Here is a 21,757-nt window from a genome sequence, read left to right on the forward strand (position 1 = left end):
CCCCTAACCTAACAACTTTTCTACACAAGTCACAATATCCTGAACTTGTGGCAGGCAGATATCTTCCAGCTTCTTGTTATAGGGAACAGGCACATTCATCCCTGCTACACGCATGACCGGAGCATCCAGGTAATCAAAGGCCTCTTCCATAATCATGGCGGAAATCTCGGCACCCACGCCGCAAACTTTGTTCGCTTCATGGGCTACCACGACTCTGCCTGTTTTCTTCACAGACTCTAAGATAGTTTCTTTATCTAAGGGCACTAAGGTCCTGGGGTCAACGATTTCTACACTGATGCCTTTTTTCGCCAGGATTTCAGCCGCTTCCAAGGCTTTAGGCACCATCATGGCCAGGGCGACGATGGTTACGTCAGTTCCCTGTCGTTTGATATCGGCTTTCCCGAAAGGAATTGTGTATTCTTCCTCGGGAACTTCCCCCTTCATCCAGTACAGGAGCTTGTGTTCCAGGAAGAGAACAGGGTTATCGTCTCTGATGGCCGTCTTTAAAAGCCCTTTTGCATCGTAAGGAGTAGAAGGCATTACTACCTTGAGACCAGGGGTATGCATAAACCAGGCTTCTAAGCTCTGGGAGTGCTGGGCTGCGTTACCCCGCCCGCCGCCTTGCTGTGTTCTGATGACCATAGGTAACTTTGCTTTGCCGCCAAACATATAACGTAATTTCGCAGCCTGGTTAACAATTTGGTCCATGGCCACACAGACAAAATCCACATACATAAGCTCTGCAATAGGTCTCATGCCGGTAACGGCAGCGCCGATGGCCGAGCCGATAATGGCTGATTCTGAAATAGGCGTATTACGGACCCTCTCGCCGCCAAACTCCTGAAAGAGTCCTTTGGTGGCACCAAAAATTCCACCGTGGAGGGCCACGTCTTCGCCCATGACAAAGACTTTCTCATCTCTTAACATTTCTTCACGGATGGCTTCCCTAACAGCTTCCACATATAAAATACTTCTCATCGCACAACCCTCGTTTCCTCAAATTCTTAAGCAAAAACATCGTTTAAGAGATCAGCCGCATCGGGCTCGGGACTATTCAAGGCAAACTGTTCGGCCTGGTCGATCACATCATCAACCCGTTTTTCTCTTACCGCCAGCTCTTCTTCCGTAGCAATGTTGTTTTCCAGGATATAGCATCTTAATCTCTTAATGGGGTCTTTCTTCTTCCATTCTTCCACTTCTTCTTTGGTACGGTAGATCTGGGGGTCCCCTGTATAATGGCCCATATGCCTGTAGGTCTTGGCTTCAATGAGCATAGGCCCTTCTCCTTTACGAAGTTTCTCTACCGCTTCTTTAGCTGTTTTGTAAACCTCTAAAACATCATTCCCGTCTATAATCACACTGGGCATATTGTAAGCCCGGGCTCGCACGGCAACGTCTTTAATAGCGGAGGCTTCACTGAAAGGAACGGTAATCCCGTATAGATTGTTTTCACAAACAAAAAGTACAGGAAGCTTCCATGCCGAAGCTAAATTCATACTTTCATGGAATGTGCCCTGGTTGGAAGCACCGTCGCCAAAGAAGGCCACGGCTACCTTGTTATTTTTCTGCAGCCTGGCGGACAAGGCAGCACCCACGGCAATGGGCAGGCCTCCTCCCACAATACCATTAGCACCTAAGTTACCGGTTTCTAAATCGGCAATGTGCATAGAGCCGCCTTTCCCTTTGCAGTAACCTGTGGCTTTGCCTAAAAGTTCGGCCATAGTTAAATCAATACGCGCCCCTTTAGCCAAACAGTGACCGTGTCCCCGGTGAGTACTGACTATGTAATCATCCTTGTTCAACGCAAAACAAACCCCTGTGGCCACGGCTTCCTCCCCTATATAAAGGTGCATGGAACCACGGATTTTATCGCGGGTAAACAGATCCATCGCCCTTTCCTCGAATTTTCTGATTTCCATCATCCTGTCATACATCTGCAGAATTAAATCCTTGTTGATTTCCATTCCTCTTTTCCTCCTAACATCATTGGCGCATAACACAATTCTTCATATTTGTTTATTTGTATAATGGTGTGTTGGTCTAACCAATAAACAATATTCTACCTTCCCCTTTATTTTCCTTCTCATCATTTGTTAAATTTTTTAGTATTAAGTCTTTTTTCAAAAAAATTCTTCTTTATATATTGCAGATAAACCTAATGAGTCAAAGGAACCGTCCCCTTGACTCATCCTTACAAAAAACAAAAGGTTCTCCCAGCAACCTGGTTGAACCTTTTCATCACACTACCAACTATCAACTGCCAACTATCAACTTTTCCATTACCTGCACAGGATGAAGCACCTTCCGGCCCGTATTCTGCTCTATCTGCAGTTTACAGGTACCGCAATCCGTGAGCACTAATTCATAATCTTTATCCATGATTCCCTGAAAGACCGGACTGCCAATAGCCTTGGACAGTTCATATTTTTCCTTCTTAAAGCCGTAAGTTCCTGCCATGCCGCAGCAGTACCCGTCACTTACAGTCAATTCCCGTGTAATTCCCTGCCCCAGGAGTTCTGCCGCAGGAGTACCAATGCCCTGGGCCTTCAGGTGGCAGGGAACATGGTAATATGCTGAAGCATAAGGACTGGTCACTCCCGTTAGAGATAATCCTTCTTCCACCAGGAGTTCGCAAACATCATAAACTCCCTGGGCTAATTTCTCCCCTTCAGGTAAAGCAAAGAGGTCACGATATTCCTCTTTTAAGGTTAAGGTACAACTGGGACAACTGGAAATTACCTTATAACCCCTTTCTATATAGTCTAAAAGAACACGGGTATTCTTCTCAGCCAGTCCCCTGGCTTCTGCTAGAAAACCATTGCTGAAGAGGGGGGTGCCGCAGCAGCCTAAGGGCGCTATCTCCAGTTGATATCCCAGAGCTTGGAAAATATTGATCACACTCTGGGCTATTGAACGCTCGTTATAGCGGGCATAACAGCCGAGGAAATACACTGCTTTCTTCGGAGAGCCCAGGGCTTTACCAGTCTTTAATTTACCTGTATCATACCTGGGCAAATCACGGGGCGCTAATCCTATCACATCAAAAACTAATCTGGTGAGGGGATTGTGCAGGGCCAGATTGCTCAAGGCAGGTATGTGACTGGCAATCCCACCCCACCGGCCGTTATGGGCCAGCAGCCAGTCCCGTACTTTCTCCTTAAGGGAAAGACGCACGCGGGCCCGGTTATGCATGTTAAAGACAGAAGGCTTGACTCCATGGGGGCAGGCCAGGTCACAGCGTTTGCAGTTGGTACAGCAGGACAGCTTTTCGTCGATGTGAAGCTGTATTTTATGCCCCTGGGCCATCCGCAGTCTTTCCAGTTCCGGCCCCAGGTGTTTGGGCCCCGGAAAATCCAGGAAATTCTCCAGCACGGGACACTGGGTATGGCAGGTACTGCATTTGAGACAGTAATCAAGTCTTTTTTCATACTGCTTCATATGAAAACGCCCCCTTCCCTGCCAGCCATCCGGCCGCATAACCGCTCACCAGGGCCACCCCGTTGCCGCTCTTCTCTACAAAGGGATCATAACCGGTCAAGTTTTTCCCGGCCACAAAAACATTGGTAAGAATTGGTTCCCCCTGGGCGGTGATGGGCTGGAGCAAAGAATTCACCTTAACACCGGTACGGCTGAGGGGCTGCCCCTGTGGGGCAAAAAAGTCCTGATGGCTTATCTCCTTGGGCATCTCTATTTTAATCTTGAAAATCTCTTCCGTAATACTATAGGGTTTTACCCTTAGCCCACCGCCCAGGATACCTCCTGTGGCCAGGACAAAGGTACGGGCTTCTTTTACCTGTATTCTCCCACTGGCTGTGGCAATTTTCACGCCCGTACATCTTTTCCCTTCCTGGAGAGCACCAGTCACAGGGTAACCCAACTGGAATTCCACACCTCTCTGCTCCAGATACCCCATTAAACTTTCTGCCAAACGCATGCCGGTAACAGAGGGAGGTAAGGTGGGTATCTCCAGGAAAGTACACGCCAGCATTCTCTGCAGATGGTCCTGTACCCGGTTCCACTTGCGCACGCCTAAGACGGCGGGCAGTATTACCAGGGTATGCTCTGATACTTTAACCCTTAACTGCTCGGCCAGGCGAAAACGCACAGCCTCGTCTTCCAGGGCTACAGCCAGATCATAACTGTTAAGCTCCCGCTCTTGAGAAAGCCCCAGATCCAGCCAGACAGCACGAACCAGCTTTTTCTCTCCTTGCAAGTAAAACTGTTCCCGTAGATTATCGGCAGCATAAAAAGGATAAAAATCAAGCATCTCACGAAAACCAACTACGAGAATATCCTGGTATGAGGCTAAATCAAGACAAGACCTCTGGGGCACAAGGGAGGTGGGCGCTAAAGCACCTGCCGCCGTGGGATGAATCCTGTTCTTTTGCCAGGAACCCCCGTAGGGATAGCCGGCACGGTTCATCACTTCCAGAAAAAAACGAAAAGCCTGATCAATTTTCTCTTTCCCCAGCAGGGCATAGGGATGCTGAGGGTTATTCTCCACTATATCCTCTAAAGCTCTGGTGACATTTTCCAGGGGCTGGCGGCGATCTGTGGGATAATAGCCTAAAAAATCAATATACCCTGAAGCAGAGTATAAGTTCCCGCGCCCTTTGGCCACCACCAGTACCTTTTTATTTAGTTCTGCTGCTGCCGCAGCCGCCATTAAGCCGGCCAGCCCGGCTCCGATGACAATTACATCATACATAGTCTCCACTATCCAATCTATCCAGATTGAGGAGGCTTAAATAGATGCCTCTGTTAATCTCTATCTCCTGGGCCTGACCGCCCCACAGCACGGGCCTGGCCCCCTTCCAGCGTTCCTGTACATGATCTTTGAGAAGTTTATTGCCTTCCTGGGCGGTAAGGTTCTTTAACTCATGGTAAAAACCGGTGGCCCGGTAGGTGCAAAAAGTACCCTGGCAGGGCCCCATGCCCAGGCGTGTCAGCCGCCTGATATCGCTTAAACTGAACTGTTCCTTGCCCTCCACCGCTTTCTCCAGCATTCCTTTGCTGATCATTTCACATTGACAGAGATGTTTTCTGTCTTTATCCCTTTCTATCCCCAAATCCGCCAGGGGCTCCAGGTGAGTGCGGCAGGGTTTGTCATTACCCAGCTTTTGCGCCGCCAGGTCGCTGGCGGCCTGGGCCATCAGGCGATAGGTGGTGAGTTTGCCGCCTACCACAGAAATAAATCCCCTAAGGCCATCAAGTTTTTCATGGTCCAAAAGAGAGAAGTCACGGGTAGCCTGGCGCCCGCTCCCCTCCTGGTCACCCGCTTGGTAGAGAGGTCTCACCCCGGCAAAGGCCCTAATAAGCCGCATCTCCTCTAGGTCAGGAATCATCTTTCTCCCTTCTTTTAAGAGGTGCAGGACATCTTCCCGGGCAGCCTGGTTGTCCTGGGGGTCATCAGTAGCCCGGGAGGTGGTACCAAAGATGGTAACACTGCCGTGGGGAACGAAAATATCGCCGTCGCCCGGAGGCCGGAGGCGGTTTAAAACCTTACCGGTAATCCGGTGGTTAAAAACAATCAAGACCCCTTTATCTGGGATGATATTCAGGTTAACACCGGCCAGCTCACCGATCTGCCCGGCCCAGGCTCCCGCCGCATTAATCACCAGGCGGCAGTTTGCTTCCCACTCCTGACCCGTGATGACATTACGCAGAAAAACTCCGGCGATTCTCTGCCCCTCCCGTTTAAAGCCCACAACCCGGGTGTAGTTTTTCACCTTGGCTCCTAGTTTTTCAGCGGAAAGGGCATTGGCCGCGGCCAGGGTAAATCCGTCTACGGCAGCATCGGGTACCAGGTAAGCTTTGGCGATATCCTTATGGAGTACAGGTTCCTGTTTTAAGAGTTCAGCCGGTGAGATTTCCTGAGTCGCAATACCCCCATGACGGCAGGCCTCCAGCCACACCCGTATATATTCAGGATCATCTTCTTTCAGGGCAATAAAATAGCCTCCCGTATCTTCCAGGCAGTTAGCGGCAATCTCCTTTAATATACGGTTTTCCTGGGCGCATTCCTGGGCGGAATGGGGGTCTCTGACGGCGTAACGGGCTCCGCTGTGCAGAAGCCCATGGAAACGTCCGCTGGTTCCCGTGGCCAAATCCTCTTTTTCTACCAGTAAACAGGATAAACCCCGCATGGCCAAATCCCGGACAATCCCTGTACCGGTAGCCCCCCCTCCGATAATCACTACATCATATTTGTCTGCCATGGAGAACTCCTTCCTAAAGCCAGGCTTTGGAACGTTCCACTGCTTTCTTCCAGCCCTGATATAAATCCTGGGCCCGGAAGGGTGACATTTCCGGCACAAAAGAGCGATCTAACTGGCAGATAGTTTCCACTTCCTGAATGGAGCCGTAATAACCTGCACCCAAACCCGCCAGGAAAGCCGCACCCAGTGCCGTGGTTTCATTTACCCGCGGTCTTTCTACAGTTACACGGAGAATATCAGCCTGAAACTGCATGAGGAAATTGTTTTTGACAGCCCCGCCGTCAACGCGTAATTTTTGCAAATCTATCTGAGCATCGGCCAGCATGGCCGCTAACACATCCTTGGTCTGGTAAGCAATAGCCTCGAGAGCCGCCCGAGTAATGTGATACTTGTTGGTCCCCCTGGTGAGCCCTATGATGATTCCCCGGGCATACATATCCCAGTAAGGTGCACCCAGTCCCACAAAGGCCGGAACCAGGTAAACACCGCCGGTATCCGCTACCTTGAGGGCAAATTCCTCGGACTGGGCGGCATGGGGAAGTATACCTAACTCGTCCCTCAGCCACTGGATAATAGCTCCCCCCATAAAGATACTTCCTTCCAGGGCATAAGAAACCTTGTTATCAAGTCCCCAGGCAATGGTCGTTAAAAGGCCGTTTTGCGAGGGTATGGCTTTTTCCCCCGTATTCATCAGCATGAAACAGCCCGTACCGTAAGTATTTTTGGCCGTCCCGGGAGTAAAACAGCACTGTCCGAACAGGGCGGCCTGCTGGTCACCGGCCACACCTGTAATGGGGATACTGGCACCGAAAATTTCAGGTGCCGTTTCACCAAAAGTTCCGCTGGAGGGTCTCACCTCAGGGAGGATCTTCCGGGGTATACCCAATTCTTTCAGGATATCCTGGTCCCACTCTAAGGTGTGGATATTGAACAACATGGTGCGGGAAGCATTAGAGTAATCCGTAGCATGTACCCGACCTCCTGTGAGCTTCCAGATGAGCCAGGTATCAACAGTGCCACAGAGTACCTTGCCCTGTTCTGCCTTTTCTCTTAAACCCGCCACATTATCCAGGAGCCATTTGATTTTGGTCCCTGAAAAATAGGCATCAACTACCAGGCCTGTTTTTTGGCGAATGGGTTCTGCCCAGTTCTTCCTGTTTAATTCCTGGCACAGTTCCGCCGTGCGGCGGCACTGCCAGACCAAAGCATGATAAAGGGGTTTGCCCGTTTCTTTGTCCCAGATGAGGGTAGTTTCCCTCTGGTTGGTAATGCCGATGGCAGCTATCTCACCAGGTTCCACACCTGCCTCCGTAAGAACCTGCCGGGCTACTGTCACCTGGCTCTCCCAGATTTCTTCACCGTCATGTTCCACCCAGCCCGGCTGGGGATAAATCTGTCGAATTTCTTTACTGCACTGTTTAAGGGGGTTACCCAGGCGATCAAAGATAATAGCCCGGGAGCTGGTCGTTCCCTGATCTAGGGCTAATAAATACTGGGCCATGTAAATCCCTCCTTGTTTCGATTTCCAACAGTTCGCAGATCGTAGTTGGCAGTTCGCAGTGAAAATTAGGGGTTTCCGCAACTTAATACTGCGAACTACGAACTAACAACTGCCAGCTAATAGAGTCCTAATCTTTTGATCGTCTCTTCCCTGGGAATACCGTCTTCACTCCAGCCCATGGCCTGATAATACTCATCGAGCATAGACTGCAGGTCGATAGTCTGTCCCTGGCTGGGTCCCTCTTTCATGGCCTCTTCCAGGAAGCGCTTGGGAAGGGTATCGTCTTTACGGCTAAAGCCCTCCCGCACATTAAAGAGCCTTTCCAGGTTAAGAATGCGTTCCCCTACTTCCAGGAGCTCTTGCTTGCTGTAGTTGAGGCCGGTGGCCAGATTGAATAAATCCACTTGTTTATCCACGGTATAAACAAAACGCATGGTAGAGCAGTAGCCCAGGGAATCAACTACAGCCATCTGCATTTGTATATCGCGAACAAGATTGGCTTTACCCTTTTCGGCAAAGCGGTCCCCCGCCAGTTCAACTCCCATGGTCGGCGAGTACATATGGTGGGCTCCCTTGGAAGAAGTGGCATAAGTGAGGGCCATACCCTTACAACCCCGGGGATCATAAGTAGCAGGAGCTGCGCCTTTGGAATGCATGGCTAATTCCGGTGCTCCCAGTTTTTCACTGGCCAGCTTAACCCCTTCTGCCAGGAGATCGCCTAACCCTTCCCGTTTCACCATTTTTTCCAACATGGCGATTAAACCGTCTCCATTGCCGAAACGAAGGTCTATTCCATCTGTGTCTTTCTCCGTGATAATTCCTTTTTCAAAGGCTTCCATGGCAAAAGAAAGGACAGCACCGGCGGAAATTGTATCTATACCGTTGTGGTCCAGGATTTGTGTGGCTTTGAGGATAGTTTCCCAATCACTGATACCACAGTTGGGTCCCAGCAATCCCACTGTTTCAAATTCAGGTCCTTCGATAAGAATCTTGCCGTACTTCGCGGAATTTACCTGGGATATTTTTCCACAGGCAATGGGACAACTGTAACAGGAACCGTCGCCAACCACGATCTTTTCTCGCATTTTGGGACCGACCATCTCTTCTCCGGGAGCAAAATACCCTTCCGAAAAGTTCTTTGTTGACCAGAAACCTAATTTATTAATGCCCTCGAGCATCTCTACAGAGCCGTACCAGCGGCGGGCATAGACTTTGGGATGGGCTTTAAACTCTTTGTAAAGTTCTTTTACATAATTAGCCAATTTGCCGGGACTGGCCACATTAACATCTTGGGTCCCTCTCACCACAATGGCTTTGAGGTTTTTCGCCCCCATGACAGCTCCGCCGCCGCCCCGGCCAAATTCCCGGTACAATTCGGCGGTTATACAGGCCATGCGGTTAAGCTTCTCCCCGCCCGGCCCGATACAGGCAATTTTTAAGGAATGGTCTCCGCCCAGTTCCTCTTTCAGGATTTTGTTGGTTTCGGGGATAGTTTTGCCCCACAAGGCTTGAGCGTCCTTAAGCTCTGCTTCATCGTTATGAATAAAGAGGTAGACTGGCTTAGAGGCGTTCCCTTCTATAATTATTCCGTCGAATCCCGCAAACTTTAATTCCGCACCAAAATGACCGCCACATAAGGAATAGTAGTAAGTATTGGTAAGAGGTGATTTAAACGTTACATTGATTTTGCCATTTCCCGGAGCCATAGTGCCAGCCATAGGTCCGTTAAAGAAGATGATCTTGTTGTCCTCTCCCAGGGGATCAGTACCGGGAGCCACTTCTTTATTCAGGTAGTATGCTCCGGCTCCCCGTCCCCCTAAGTATTTCGTATAAACTTCTCCGGGCACAGTTTCTTTAGTGATTTGCCCATCGGTTAAATTGACCCGGAGGATTTTCCCTTGCACAGCACCAACATCAACCACGGCATTCATCCCCCTTTACTACCTCTTCTACTATCCGGCATCTAAAAGCCCTGTCGCTAACCTCCACAGGAACATACTGCAGAGCACCCTCAGGACAGTTTTCCACACACTTGGGTCGTCCCTGGCAGAGGTCACAAATTAAGACATATTCATCGGTAGGATGAATAAAAACGGCTCCCTGGGGACAGGCATAGACACATTTGCGGCATAGGGTGCATTTCTCTTTATGAAGCTTTATGGCACCGGTAGCCTGGTTTTTCTCCAGGGCACCGTGGGGACAGGCTTCAATACACGCCGGTTTGTTGCATTGGGTACAGATGGTGGGGACATTTACTCCCCTGTCCTCCAGACGGGTTATTTTCAGGCGTGCCTTGGCGGGGTTTACCGTGCCAAAGTGAGAAAGACTGCACCATTGCTCACAGATACGGCAGCCTACGCATTTCCTGGCTTCTGCAATTAAGACTTTTCTGGACATTTGATCACCTCTTTCTCTATCCTCCACAAACCATGGGTAGTACATAGATTGAATCATTATCCTTGATCTCGCTGTCAAGGGCAGCGTTTTTTTGGTTTATTAAAACTATACCCACTTCCCGCAAGTCAACTCCCAGGCCGGTCAACAGTTCTCTTACCGTACAATTACGAAAGGGAACACTTACCTTGGTGCCAAGTTTAAAACTGGCCATCATGCTGGAACTGAATTCTACAGTTACCATTTTAACGACCTCCGAAATCGTCTTCGACTTCCGACTTCCGAATTTCCGACTTTTTAGGCAGATATAATCTTGTTATCATTATTCGGAAATCAGATAGCGGATGTCGATTAGTCGGGTCTTACGTTTCCAGTATTGCCGGTCTCGTGATACGTCTCCCCTGAATCTCCATTTCCAGCTTGGGCCACCAGGCAGGAACACTGGTTAAGACAACGGGCAGCCCTTCGCTGTTAATCAAAAGCGTTTCTTCACTCTTAGTCCCCTGCAAGGTGGGATTCCAGCCGTACATTTGGTTAACGGCTATGACCTCATTGCGGTCGGGTGCTTTAAATTCCCGGGGTGCATAGGCGATAAGGCCCCCCTGGTGATGGCGCTTCCACTCGTCGGGGTAACCAAAGCGTGCATAACGCTCTTTCGCCCTTTCCAGGACAGCATTGGTGGTTTGACCTGCCACCGTGGCCGCTTCCATGGCACCATCCACCCGGCATACCAGTTCATGCCGTTCTCTAAATACTTCCGGCAGTTTTCCGAAATATACCGAACGGGTTAAAGTAATATGGATCCCCCACTTTTCGCCCACGATGGCGAAGAGAGCATGTTTTTCTAATTTTTTCTCCGTAACCACAGGGTGACGGTGTTGGAGGATCCGCTCATCAGTGCCCACTAACAATACAGGCGTACGTATACCTTGGGCCAGCAGACGCCCGCTCAACATCCCCTGCATCTCCTGTTCCGTCATGCCGGGGTGAATATCCACACATAACCTGGCTAATTCCCTTGAACAAATATCCGCTACTTCCCGGGCTTTCAGAATTTCCGCGGGGGTAAGGGTAAAGCGCAAAACATCGACTTCATTTCCCACAAACTCCATTCCGGCCATAGCCAGGTCGGAACCTATTTTTTTGCCTTTAATAGTCCTTTCCATGATGCTGAGGGGATTCTCATACCACTCAAAAGTTACGGGAATAAAATCCTGATCGGGAACCTGCTCTGTCATGATCCGTTCTATTTCATTGACAGGGGCATACATGTATTTTTTCCCCTCAAGAATGAGGATAAAGGCACAACCCCGTTCCGTACCGAAAGCCACCCGGTTGGTGCCGCCAGCTGTGAACCAGGTGAAATTCACAGCCCGAAAAAGACCAAGCCCGTCTAACCCCTGGTCATTTATTAACTTAAATATTTTTTGTTCCTTTTCCTGAACCTCACTCATTACAGCCTGGGCTGAAATCATAATCCTGCCTCCCTATTTAAAATTCCACCACAGGAATATTTAAAAGCCGGCACAAAGCCCTAATTTCTGCCCTTATATCTCCATAAACCACTACAAAATGGGCTTCCCAGCCCTGCTCAACACTTTGGGCCACAATTTCGCCTGCCTTATTGTCGGTCTTTATGACCACTGAGGTGCCCAAAAACTGCTGGGGCTCATCCAAAGCCTCTCCGCCCAGGAGGTACATACGGTAACCCTTGGGGGTTTTACCCAGACGCAATACAGTAACCCGGCCGGGCTTTAAGCCAAATTCCATGGTAATACCAAGTTTGCGGTTGGGATGCACACCGGCCCGGGCCCCTGTATCTTTATGGGCTAAAGAACAGGCTCCCGCACCGCAATGCCAAAAAGTAATGGCATTCTTATCTTCATCAAGGGAGACTGGGTCACCGAAATAAGGCGCTGAACCTGCCAGTTCCCTGGCCATATACATAGAAATGGCTCCACCAATATCCGCTTCACAGGAGGAGACAATCCCCTTCTCCGTCAATCCTGAAATAGCCGCACAGACGGAAGCACCATACTCCACAAAGAAGTCAGGCCAGCAGCGGGTAGCCAGGGCTCCTAGGCCATGTTCATCCACCACCTGCTGGTAGGCCAGGCGCAGCCTTGCATGCTTATCCAGTGTGGTCTCATCAAAGGCATCCAAACCAGTGATCATCTGTTTAGCTTCAGTTAAGGCCTTTTTGACCTCTTCTTCCTGGAAGAGTCCAGCTCTTTTCATGATATCCCTGGCTTCCAGACGTACCACTCTGGGACCGATATGCCCCATGACATCTACGTCTTCCAGGTTGGAAAAATAGAAACCGGGAGGGAAATGGCCAATCACACCAATGGTTAAATCTTTGAGTTTCCTCTGCATATCAATGGCTTTTAACTGAACAGCCAGTGCATTGCGTAAATTCGCTTCCCCCGGAGCGCCAAAAACATAAGCAAATTCCCTGCCCAGGGAGACCAGTATATTGCCTGCCGCATAAACACCGGTCAAAGAATTGAGTCTTAGCCGTCCTCCGTCTATTACCGGCTCTCTCACACCCCAGAGAATAATGGGGCAATTAAGCTTGCGGGCTACATGGGACATAAACACAGAGTCAACAAAAGTAGTACACTGGACTACTGCCCCATGGGGCAAAGTCCCCTGGATGTTTCTTAAGTAATCTAAGAGCATCTCCGGAGAAGTCAAAAGTTCTTTCGGAGCCGTAACTCCAGGCACCAACTCTTTTAACAAAGCCAGGGATTTTTCATAATAATCCGCAGCACTTTCCATATGGAAGGTGGTACGGGCCAGGGGTAGAAATACAAGACGTAAGTCTTTCACAAGCGGGGCCTCCTTGTTTTAGTTGTTAGTTGGTAGTTGTTAGTAATGTTTAACGCGAACAGTTAACAGTTAACCGCAAACCGTAAATATGGACCCCCCCCCCTGGGAAATTTTTCAAAAACGGTTCACTGTTCACGGTTTACGATTAAAGGTCACTGGACACTGGTCTCTGTCACCAATAAATCGGATATCGGAAGTCGGATAACGGCTAATCGTGCTTAGCCTTTCATGGATCCTGCCGTCATACCGGCAATAAAGTATTTCTGCAGGAAGGTATAGATGATAACCATAGGTATGGAAGCCACAACAACACCTGAGAAGATCATGGGGTAATCGGTCAGATATTCACCCTGAAACTGCAAGAGGGCCAGGGGTAAGGTTTTCAGTTCTGCCGATTTGATGAAGAGCAATGGGTATAAGAGATCGTTCCAGGCAATAACAAAACAGAATATTGCTGCAGTAGCCAGGGCAGGACCTGATAGAGGGAGAACCAGCCTGGTATAAATTTTCCAGTGGGAGGCTCCGTCAATCATAGCTGCTTCGATAAGACCCTTGGGTAGGGTTTTCATAAAACCGGTCAGAATAAACACACAAATAGGAAGCAGCGTCGCTACTGTGACAATAATCAAACCAAGATGTTTGTTTAACAGGTCCAGTTTGGCAAAGAAAACATAAGTGGGAATCATGTTAACCTGGGTCGGAATCATCATCCCCAGGGTGATAAAACTGAAAAGAATGGCTCCCGTCCATTTGGGCATCCGGATAATGGCATAAGAGATCATGGAACCAAAGAACAGGATAAAAAACACAGAGGTAAAGGTAACAATCATACTGTTCTTAAAATAGACTGCCATGTTCTCGTTGGCAAAGAGCCGGCTATAATTAGCCAGGTCCCAGGAACGGGGCAAGCCCAGGGGATTAGTATAAAGCTGGGACAGGTCTTTAAAAGTGGCAAAGAAAACTAAGGACAGGGGTGTGATAATGATTAAGGAATACAAAACAAGGGGAATATGGCGCAGAAGTTCAGGCCATTTCCGCGAGGGAACGGGGTGAGTGGATTCTTGCAAGTTTGGAGTAGGTAAACTCATGAAAACTTCCCTCCTTAATAGCTAACTTTGTTAGCCCGCAGTATTTTAAACTGCAGCAGGGTAATACTTGCCACAATCAGCATAAAGATAACAGCTGTAGCTGAGGCATAACCAAATTTATAGTGGTTAAAGGCTTGATGGTACAAAAACAGTGAGAGGATCTCCGTGGCATACGAAGGACCGCCGTCCGTCATGGCCAGGATAAGATCAAAGGCTTTGAAAGACTGGAGGGTGGTATAGGCCACCACGATGGTTGCCGAAGGAGCTAAAAGGGGCCAGGTAACATGCCGGAAGGTCTGCCAGGGAGTAGCCCCTTCAATGCGAGCTACTTCATACAGGGACTTAGGGATTGATTGCAGCCCCGCAATAAAGATAACCATAACCTGCCCAATGTGGGCCCAGCATTGTACCACAGCAATGCTGTAAATGGCTATGTTCTTATCACCCAGCCAAGACTGGATCAAAAAATCAAGTTTAAGTTTAGTAAGAAAAGTATTCAGGGAACCGATACTGGGGTCATAGACAAAAATCCAGATGAAAGCCACGGAAATAGAAGCAATAATCGTGGGTAAGAAGAAAAGGGCACGGTAAAAGACATTAAGCCGGCTGTTTTTTACCAGCATCATGGCAAAAATTAATGAAAATAAAGTCTGAAAGAATACTACAAACAACATGTATTTGATGTTGTTGCCAAAGGCCTGGGCAAAAATTGGGTCATTGGTCAGCATCTCTTTGTAATTGGCTAAACCCACAAAATTACGCTCTGGAGTAATCCCATTCCAGTCAGTAAGGCTAAGGCCTAATGCTGAAATGGCCGGGAAAACAAAAAAGATTACATACATCAAGAGGCCAGGCAAAATAAAAAAGGATAAAGGCCAGTATTTCCTCATAGTATTCCCCCCCTAAGAGATGATTCTCATTTCTCAATATGTAGTTGGTAGTTGTTAGTTGGCAGTGTAAAAAGATCTTTGGTGAGGAAAGAAGAGAGAGGACCAAGCCTCTCTCTTTTCTATCCTTATTCAGGCTATTTCTTAATTACCCGGTCTACTTCCTGTTGTGCTTTAAGAGCGGCCTTTTCGGGAGCCATTCCGCCGATTACGTCCATAATTGAGTTAACAATGGCTTTTTCTACTTCAGATACGGTAATCATGTAACGCGGCTGGAAGAGAGTCTTTTTCTCGAGCCACTTAGCCTGTTCCATCAACTCTTCAGTTTTGTACTGAACACCGCTGATAGTTAACATCTGACCGGTGGCATTAGCATATTCCGCAGCAATTTCCGGCTTAAAGAGGAAGGCCATAAACTTCTTGGCTGCTTCCACGTTCTTGGAGTCTTTGTTGATAGCGATCATGAAGGTAGCAGTGTGGATACCTTCATACTTCATTTTATCGGCGGACACGGTGATGGGAGCCAGGAGACCTTGTTTGAGATTGGGGTTGGCTTGCTTGTTGGAAGCCATCATATAAGAACCCTGGGCCAGCATAGCACCTTTTTCCTGGGCAAAGAGGGCTGCAGCGCCGGCTTTCTTGGTACCCAATACGTCTTTCTGGAAATACCCCTTATCGTTTAACTCTTTGAACTGCTTCAAAGTAGTAACAAACCAGTCTTCAGTAAGTTTTAGTTCGCCTTTTTGTACCTTCACCAGTGCATCGTCACTAGGCATATTGTTCATGAGCATGGGGTTCATAAACTGGCCAGGACCGATTTCACTGTCAAAGATAATAGGGGTTATGCCATTTTTCTTAAGGGTTTCACAAAGAGCCAGGAAACCTTTCCAGTCTTTAGGAGGTTCCAGTTTATATTTTTCAAAGATCCCTTTATTGTAAACAGGGTCATTAAATACTAACTGATAGGGAACAGCGTATTGTTTGCCACCGTCTTGTCCAGGTAAACGAAGGTGAGGCTTTACAACATCCAGGAACTTTTCACCGGAAATATCCAGGAACCAGCCGCCCTTCACCACGTTGGCAAAACGGGCACCGGGCATAACAGCGAAGACATCTGGGCCGTTCTTAGCCTGGAATTCAGCCAGCAGCTTAGTATCATGTTTTTCTGAACCCTCGATGGACTGCTCCACTTTAATAGTAGGGTTCTCAGCTTCGAATTTCTTGATGATTGATTCAAAGGCGGCCTTGTCTTCACCGCGCCAGTGGGCAAAACGAATCACGGTTTTTTCCGGTTCTTTAGGAGCCTCGGGCTTCTTCTGTCCACAGCCCCCTAAGACTAAACCAGCGACTAACATTAGAATCGTTAATACTACCAAACCTTTTCTCAGTTTCACACTCACCACTCCCTCAATCTTGTTTCACTTTGTTCATGACCAAAGTCTATCCCCTTAAATCCCCCGGCGCTCACCTCCCCCTGAACAGTATTTTCTTACCAGTACTTTTTCTAAAGAGATGAACCTTATTCAGGTTCAGATAAGCTGGGGTATTCCCGCCTACTGTAACCGGAGCGGCACCGTCACGTAAGCGTGCCTGGAGTTCCTGCCCCTCTATCTTTAAGAACACAATCTTTTCCGACCCTAAATCTTCGATGAGTTCAGTCTGGCAAAGGAGTTCTTCACAAACTTTATCCTGAAAAGGCCTGTGCAGATACACATCTTCCGGCCTTATGCCAAGAACTACTTTATTTTCATTGAGTTCTGCCAAATTCAAATTATTTCTTAAATTAACCCTGATTCCCTGAGCTTTAAACCAGGTACACCCTTCTTCCGTACAGAGCTCGCCCTCCAGGAAATTCATGCTGGGTGACCCTACAAAATCAGCTACAAAAAGATTGGCGGGCTCATGATATATTTCTTCCGGAGTACCCACCTGCTGGATGTGCCCGTCTTTCATTACAACAATCCGGTCACCCATGGTCATGGCTTCTGTCTGGTCATGGGTGACATAAATTGTGGTGGTCTTTAGTCTTCTTTGCAGTTTTACAAGCTCTGCCCGCATTTGCACACGCAGCTTGGCATCAAGGTTACTGAGGGGCTCATCCATAAGAAACACTTGAGGATTCCGGACAATAGCCCTTCCTAAGGCTACCCGCTGCCTTTGGCCCCCTGATAATTGACGGGGATAACGCTCCAAAAGATGAGAAATGCTTAGAATCTCGGCAGCCATCTTAACCCTTTCCTCAATCTCGTTTTTGGGCATTTTTCTTAACTTGAGGCCAAAGGCTAAATTATGGTACACATTCATGTGGGGATAAAGGGCATAGTCCTGAAAGACCATGGCGATATCCCTGTCCTTAGGTTCCAGCTTGGTAACATCTTTATTACCAATCATGATGCGGCCATATGTTGGCTCTTCCAGTCCCGCTACCATACGGAGAGTGGTACTCTTTCCGCATCCGGAAGGACCAACCAAAACAAGAAATTCTCCGTCTTTTATATCCAGGTTAAATTCTGCTACAGCTACAGCACCTTTAAAGTGCTTGGCTACGCCCTCTAATTTTACCCCAGCCAAAAAATCCACTCCCTTCGGCCATTCCTGTTATGTATGTTGTATTGTGTGTTATCGTCGGAAATATTGTAATATTACTTATTTGTCATCTTTATTATAGTTTTTAGGTTTTAGCCCGTCAACCATAAAAATTAAGTATAAATTAATACTTTTATAATATAGAACTAACAAACGATATCCGACTATCCGACATCCGATTTCTGACTAAGTTAATTGCTTCCCGCTACCAGCTACCCGAAAATATATTGCTAATTCGGGCAGGAAATCGGGAAACGGGGAGCGTCTGTCACTACCAACTAACAACTACCAACTAACAACTAAAAAAGGCCTGCATCAATGGCAAGCCCTCATTCTATATTAAAAATCATGCCTTCTTTACTGGAAATATCATTCCATTTCAATTTAACATGATATTTATAACGGTCGGCCCGGTAATAATTTACTGAAACCTCCAGGGTTTTCTTATCGTTATAGACAATCCGCCGCATCTCCAGGAGAGGTGAGCCCTCGGTTACTTCCAAAGCTTTAGCGATCTCCTTTTTCGCAACAGTGGCAGAGATGATCTGGTTTGCTTCTTCCAGTATAATGCCCATACCTGAAACAATCTGGTACATACCTTGTTTGGTTAAATCATGTTTAGCCAGTTCTTCCCCAATCTCGCGGGGCCAATAGCTGTGAATATAAGCTACAGGCAAATTGTTCATCTTTTGAACTTTGGTAATACAAAAAAGCTTATCCCTGTTAAACTCTTTGAGTTCCGGCACTTGTTCCAGGAGTTTCGCTGTGACCATAACGGGCTGCATCTTAATAATTTTTGCACTCGGGGTTAGCCCCTTGTTCACCATTTCTTCAAAAAAACCCGTTAGTCTTTGTAAAGTCTCGGTCATTTCACTTTTCACAAAAGTGCCTTTACCCGGCTTGCGTTCCAGCCAGCCTTCCTTCACGAGTTCGTAAATGGCGCGGCGCACAGTGGTGCTGCTGACACCATACTTCTCCATAAACTGTTTATCGGTGGGAAAAAGCTCTCCGGCCTTCCAGCGTCCCTGTTTTAGCTCTTCGCGCAATTCCTGGGTAATTTGATAGTGCAAGGGGCTTGCATTCATCATATCCATGTTCCCACCTCCTTTTAAAAATAATAATATTACAACATTGCCTAATGACATTATATTTGTTTTTTCTTGTTAATTCAAGAAATTAATTATTTTGTGAGTTCGCTTATATAAGCAGAGTAAAACACCACTTATGAAAGTGGTGTTCTCAATTACGAATCTTTATTCTTCTTTTTTCTTTTCCTCACACCCGCCGGTGGTGATGGCACATTTTACTTTTTCAATGGTATCCACCAGGACATCGGCAGTTTTAACCACAACCTCATCTTTTTTCTCCAGGCCTTGGGATACTTTTTCCTCAATGGTATACTGGGTTTTTAAAGCTTTGACCTCCAGTTCACGTTTCATCTTATTTACGGTTTCTTCAATATCCTGCCATTTACTTACAACCGTCTTCTTAAATTCCTCCGTCATTTTTAATCCTTCGCTGTATTTATCCTGAACGGTATAAAGGGTTTTCAAAGCCCTGGCATCCAGTTTATCGACCAGTTTGTCAAGAGACTCTTTGGAATTATCCTCAATATCCTGCCATTTTTCTTCAACCGTGGCTTTAATCTCATTTACCGTGGTGAGTACATTGTTTCTAATTTCTTTGCTTTCTTCGGCAACCTCTCCTTTAATTACGTCTAACAATTCCTGTAGTTTTTCTTTAATCCTTTCCCGACCTTCTTTCCCCATGGTCTCTCCTCCTTATATTCGCGGTTAAGAATAATATACCCATAACTTTCATCTTTTGGCAAGACAAAGACTCCAGTAAGCATATAACTTACTGGAGTCCCGGTTAATTGGGAGGTTGGGGATGAGGAATTCTATTTTAAACTAAAAGGTTTGCCTATAAGCCTTGCGTACTCGGGTAATGGATCACCGAGCAGTGGCAGACAGTATTTACGGAATTCGTCCGTAATAAAGTTCCCCTCTTGATTAATGAAGGAGTCTGGCATAAATTTTTCGATATTGGCTACTTTTTCCAGAGGCACGTATCCTGTTTCACAGTAATATTCAGTTCCCTGGGCTCTCTCCAGAGTTACCATGATATCGGTAATGCCTTCAGCCAGATAACGGACACCGGCACTTCCCGCCCGGAAAGCTTCATCGATATCAGTGCGGGAAGCTACCGCAGCCAGGGAGCGTTGAATGGTTCCCGGTCTATTGCAGCGTGTCTTTAAGCCTAATTCTTTATTAATGATTTTGGCAAGATAATTGCCTGGTCCGTCTCCGGTGGCGATGGCCTTATGGCCGAAGGCATCGGTTACGGCCGACTGGGCACCGATAAACTCGCCAGATTCGTCTCTAATGCCTTCGGAAATAATGACATAGACATAGCCTAGGTTTTGATGGACTTCTTTGATATCTCTCAGGAACTTCTCCAGAGAGAAAGTACGCTCGGGTAAATAGATAAGATGGGGTGCATCCTCAGACACTTTTTTGGCCAGGGCACTGGCGGCTGCCAGCCAGCCGGCATGGCGTCCCATCACTTCAAAAATGGCCACATCATCAAAAGTACTCATGCACTCCAGGTCACGGCCGGAGTCAATGGTACTGAGAGCCACAAATCTGGCCGCACTGCCAAAACCCGGACAATGATCGGTATAAGGCAGGTCATTGTCGATGGTCTTTGGAATACCCACCACCTGCATTTCATAATTCTCACTCTGGGCCAGCTTAGAAATCCTGTTGCAGGTATCCATGCTGTCATTACCGCCAATATAGACAAAGTATCTTATATTATTAGCTTTAAAAAATTCCAGGATTTTGGGATAATCATTGTCCTTCAGCTTATAGCGGCAGCTGCCTAAAATGGAGGCAGGCGTATATAACAATTTATTGATTAACTCATCAGGCTCTTTTGATAGATTATAGGCTTGTTTTGTAAACACACCCTCTATCCCGTGAAAAAGACCATAAATATTTTCTATTTCCGGTATTTTTTTTGCTTCACTAATCACACCGGCCAAACTGGCATTGATAACAGGCGTAGGTCCCCCGGACTGGCCAACCATCAAGTTTCCTTTTAATCTTGCCATATCATGTCACTCCTATTTCCTGTAAAGACTTAACACAATTCTTTCCACTTATGGGCAAAGAACTCCAGATTCTGCTGAACCATAGCGGCTACTTCATTCTTGCAGGCCTGGGGCACACCAACCATATCCCACGCATCCACATTCTTTTCATGGGTCTTGATGAAAGCTTCTATATAGGTCTTCTTAACTTCTGTCCCGATGTTGATTTTCTTAATACCTAGCCGGACACCCCTGGCAAACTGCTCTAAAGTAAGTCCTGTACCGCCGTGCAGCACCAACGGAACGTTACAAATACCAGCGATGTTCTTCAAGAGGTCAAAATCCAGTTTGGGTTCACCTTTATACAGTCCATGAGCATTGCCAATGGATACAGCTAAAGCATCCACTTCCGTTGCAGCCAGGAACTGGGACACATGCTCAGGATTAGTCATCTTGGCTGCCTTCACTTCTTCGCCATCCTCTAAGCCAGCTAAAGCACCCACTTCAGCTTCTACCGAGACTCCCACACTGTGGGCAGCTTCCGCAACTTTGTTGGTTATTTCAATATTCTCTGCCAGACTTAAATGGGAGCCGTCAATCATCACAGCACTAAAGCCCAGTTTAATAGCTTTCATACAGGTAGCAAAATCTTTGGCATGGTCTAAAAAGACACAAACAGGCACCCTGGCCCTCCGGGCCAGGGTCACCAGCAGTTCACCGATATATTCATTACCCGGCTTACTAATGACAGGAGCACCTAACATGGCAATTACAGGCAAATTTGCTTTTTCTGCTCCCTGAATTATGCCAAGAGCAGTATATAAATCATATGTACTGAAGGCACCAACTGCTCCGTCATGTTTTTGCAGGATTTCTTTTAAAGTTACTAAGGCCATAATTCATCCTCCCCGCGATATAAAATATTTTGCAATGTTGTAATATTATATATTTATTTTAGATCTGGATAGAATAACCGTCAAGAATTTATTTTCGATCTTTATATAAACCAAAAAAGAGACTCGAATAAAATCGAGTCTCTTTTAAATAATCCTGGCAACGACATACTCTCCCAGGCCTCGTGGCCAAGTACCATCTGCGCTGAAGGGCTTAACTGCCGTGTTCGGGATGGGAACGGGTGTGACCCCTTCGCTATTGTC

At 47.3% G+C, this 21,757-nt stretch carries 19 protein-coding genes and 1 rRNA gene (1 of these 20 cut by a window edge); all 20 read right to left on the reverse strand.

The features are described from left to right. Positions 1-3: 3 nt before the first annotated feature. The gene (locus BR63_RS11925; protein WP_034420389.1) at positions 4-978 is read right to left on the reverse strand and encodes an alpha-ketoacid dehydrogenase subunit beta; all 975 of its coding nucleotides are present in this window, start codon (positions 976-978) and stop codon (positions 4-6) included. A 26-nt stretch (positions 979-1,004) separates the two neighbouring features. Continuing rightward, the gene (gene pdhA, locus BR63_RS11930; RefSeq protein WP_034420390.1) at positions 1,005-1,964 is read right to left on the reverse strand and encodes a pyruvate dehydrogenase (acetyl-transferring) E1 component subunit alpha; all 960 of its coding nucleotides are present in this window, start codon (positions 1,962-1,964) and stop codon (positions 1,005-1,007) included. Between the two features lie 289 nt (positions 1,965-2,253). Further along, positions 2,254-3,438 (reverse strand): anaerobic glycerol-3-phosphate dehydrogenase subunit C, encoded by a 1,185-nt coding sequence (locus tag BR63_RS11935; protein WP_034420391.1) that lies wholly within the window; start codon positions 3,436-3,438, stop codon positions 2,254-2,256. Next, complete coding sequence (gene glpB / locus BR63_RS11940; protein ID WP_034420392.1) at positions 3,425-4,708, reverse strand: anaerobic glycerol-3-phosphate dehydrogenase subunit GlpB; 1,284 nt, start codon at positions 4,706-4,708, stop codon at positions 3,425-3,427. Before glpB ends, BR63_RS11935 begins: the two co-directional genes overlap by 14 nt. Next, positions 4,701-6,218 carry an anaerobic glycerol-3-phosphate dehydrogenase subunit GlpA gene (gene glpA, locus BR63_RS11945; protein ID WP_034420393.1) on the reverse strand — a complete coding sequence of 506 codons (1,518 nt, stop codon included), beginning with the start codon at positions 6,216-6,218 and terminating at the stop codon, positions 4,701-4,703. The genes glpB and glpA overlap by 8 nt, the downstream gene beginning before the upstream one ends. 13 nt (positions 6,219-6,231) lie before the next feature. Then, positions 6,232-7,719: a glycerol kinase GlpK gene (gene glpK / locus BR63_RS11950; protein ID WP_034420394.1), complete on the reverse strand. Its 1,488-nt coding sequence runs from the start codon at positions 7,717-7,719 to the stop codon at positions 6,232-6,234. A 116-nt stretch (positions 7,720-7,835) separates the two neighbouring features. Further along, positions 7,836-9,641 carry an aldehyde ferredoxin oxidoreductase family protein gene (locus BR63_RS11955; protein ID WP_051965442.1) on the reverse strand — a complete coding sequence of 602 codons (1,806 nt, stop codon included), beginning with the start codon at positions 9,639-9,641 and terminating at the stop codon, positions 7,836-7,838. After that, on the reverse strand, positions 9,634-10,116 hold the full coding sequence (locus tag BR63_RS11960; protein WP_034420396.1) for a 4Fe-4S dicluster domain-containing protein: 483 nt from the start codon (positions 10,114-10,116) through the stop codon (positions 9,634-9,636). Before BR63_RS11960 ends, BR63_RS11955 begins: the two co-directional genes overlap by 8 nt. Before the next feature lie 16 nt (positions 10,117-10,132). Beyond that, positions 10,133-10,357 carry a MoaD/ThiS family protein gene (locus BR63_RS11965; protein WP_034420397.1) on the reverse strand — a complete coding sequence of 75 codons (225 nt, stop codon included), beginning with the start codon at positions 10,355-10,357 and terminating at the stop codon, positions 10,133-10,135. Between the two features lie 118 nt (positions 10,358-10,475). Next, positions 10,476-11,588, reverse strand: a complete 1,113-nt coding sequence (locus BR63_RS11970) for a M24 family metallopeptidase (RefSeq protein WP_051965443.1) — start codon at positions 11,586-11,588, stop codon at positions 10,476-10,478. A gap of 16 nt (positions 11,589-11,604) precedes the next feature. Next, entirely contained in the window at positions 11,605-12,945 is a 1,341-nt protein-coding gene (locus BR63_RS11975; RefSeq protein ID WP_034420398.1) for an L-fucose/L-arabinose isomerase family protein, read from the reverse strand. A gap of 218 nt (positions 12,946-13,163) precedes the next feature. Further along, positions 13,164-14,033, reverse strand: coding sequence for a carbohydrate ABC transporter permease (locus BR63_RS11980; RefSeq protein WP_081908026.1), 870 nt, complete (start codon positions 14,031-14,033; stop codon positions 13,164-13,166). 14 nt (positions 14,034-14,047) lie between these two features. Next, on the reverse strand, positions 14,048-14,923 hold the full coding sequence (locus tag BR63_RS11985; protein ID WP_034420399.1) for a carbohydrate ABC transporter permease: 876 nt from the start codon (positions 14,921-14,923) through the stop codon (positions 14,048-14,050). Between the two features lie 134 nt (positions 14,924-15,057). Further along, entirely contained in the window at positions 15,058-16,314 is a 1,257-nt protein-coding gene (locus BR63_RS11990; protein ID WP_207724718.1) for an ABC transporter substrate-binding protein, read from the reverse strand. Between the two features lie 70 nt (positions 16,315-16,384). Further along, positions 16,385-17,491, reverse strand: coding sequence for an ABC transporter ATP-binding protein (locus BR63_RS11995; RefSeq protein WP_034420400.1), 1,107 nt, complete (start codon positions 17,489-17,491; stop codon positions 16,385-16,387). A 344-nt stretch (positions 17,492-17,835) separates the two neighbouring features. Continuing rightward, positions 17,836-18,600, reverse strand: a complete 765-nt coding sequence (locus BR63_RS12000) for a GntR family transcriptional regulator (protein WP_034420401.1) — start codon at positions 18,598-18,600, stop codon at positions 17,836-17,838. 159 nt (positions 18,601-18,759) lie between these two features. Beyond that, a complete protein-coding gene (locus BR63_RS12005) occupies positions 18,760-19,275 on the reverse strand; it encodes a hypothetical protein (RefSeq protein WP_034420402.1) in 516 nt (171 codons plus the stop codon). 131 nt (positions 19,276-19,406) lie between these two features. Further along, the gene (locus BR63_RS12010; RefSeq protein ID WP_034420403.1) at positions 19,407-20,621 is read right to left on the reverse strand and encodes a 6-phosphofructokinase; all 1,215 of its coding nucleotides are present in this window, start codon (positions 20,619-20,621) and stop codon (positions 19,407-19,409) included. A gap of 29 nt (positions 20,622-20,650) precedes the next feature. After that, positions 20,651-21,496 carry a class II fructose-bisphosphate aldolase gene (locus BR63_RS12015; RefSeq protein WP_034420404.1) on the reverse strand — a complete coding sequence of 282 codons (846 nt, stop codon included), beginning with the start codon at positions 21,494-21,496 and terminating at the stop codon, positions 20,651-20,653. A gap of 152 nt (positions 21,497-21,648) precedes the next feature. Beyond that, positions 21,649-21,757 (reverse strand): 5S ribosomal RNA (gene rrf / locus BR63_RS12020) (it continues 6 nt past the right edge of the window).

The organism is Thermanaerosceptrum fracticalcis, assembly GCF_000746025.2.
Classification (GTDB): domain Bacteria; phylum Bacillota; class Peptococcia; order DRI-13; family DRI-13; genus Thermanaerosceptrum; species Thermanaerosceptrum fracticalcis.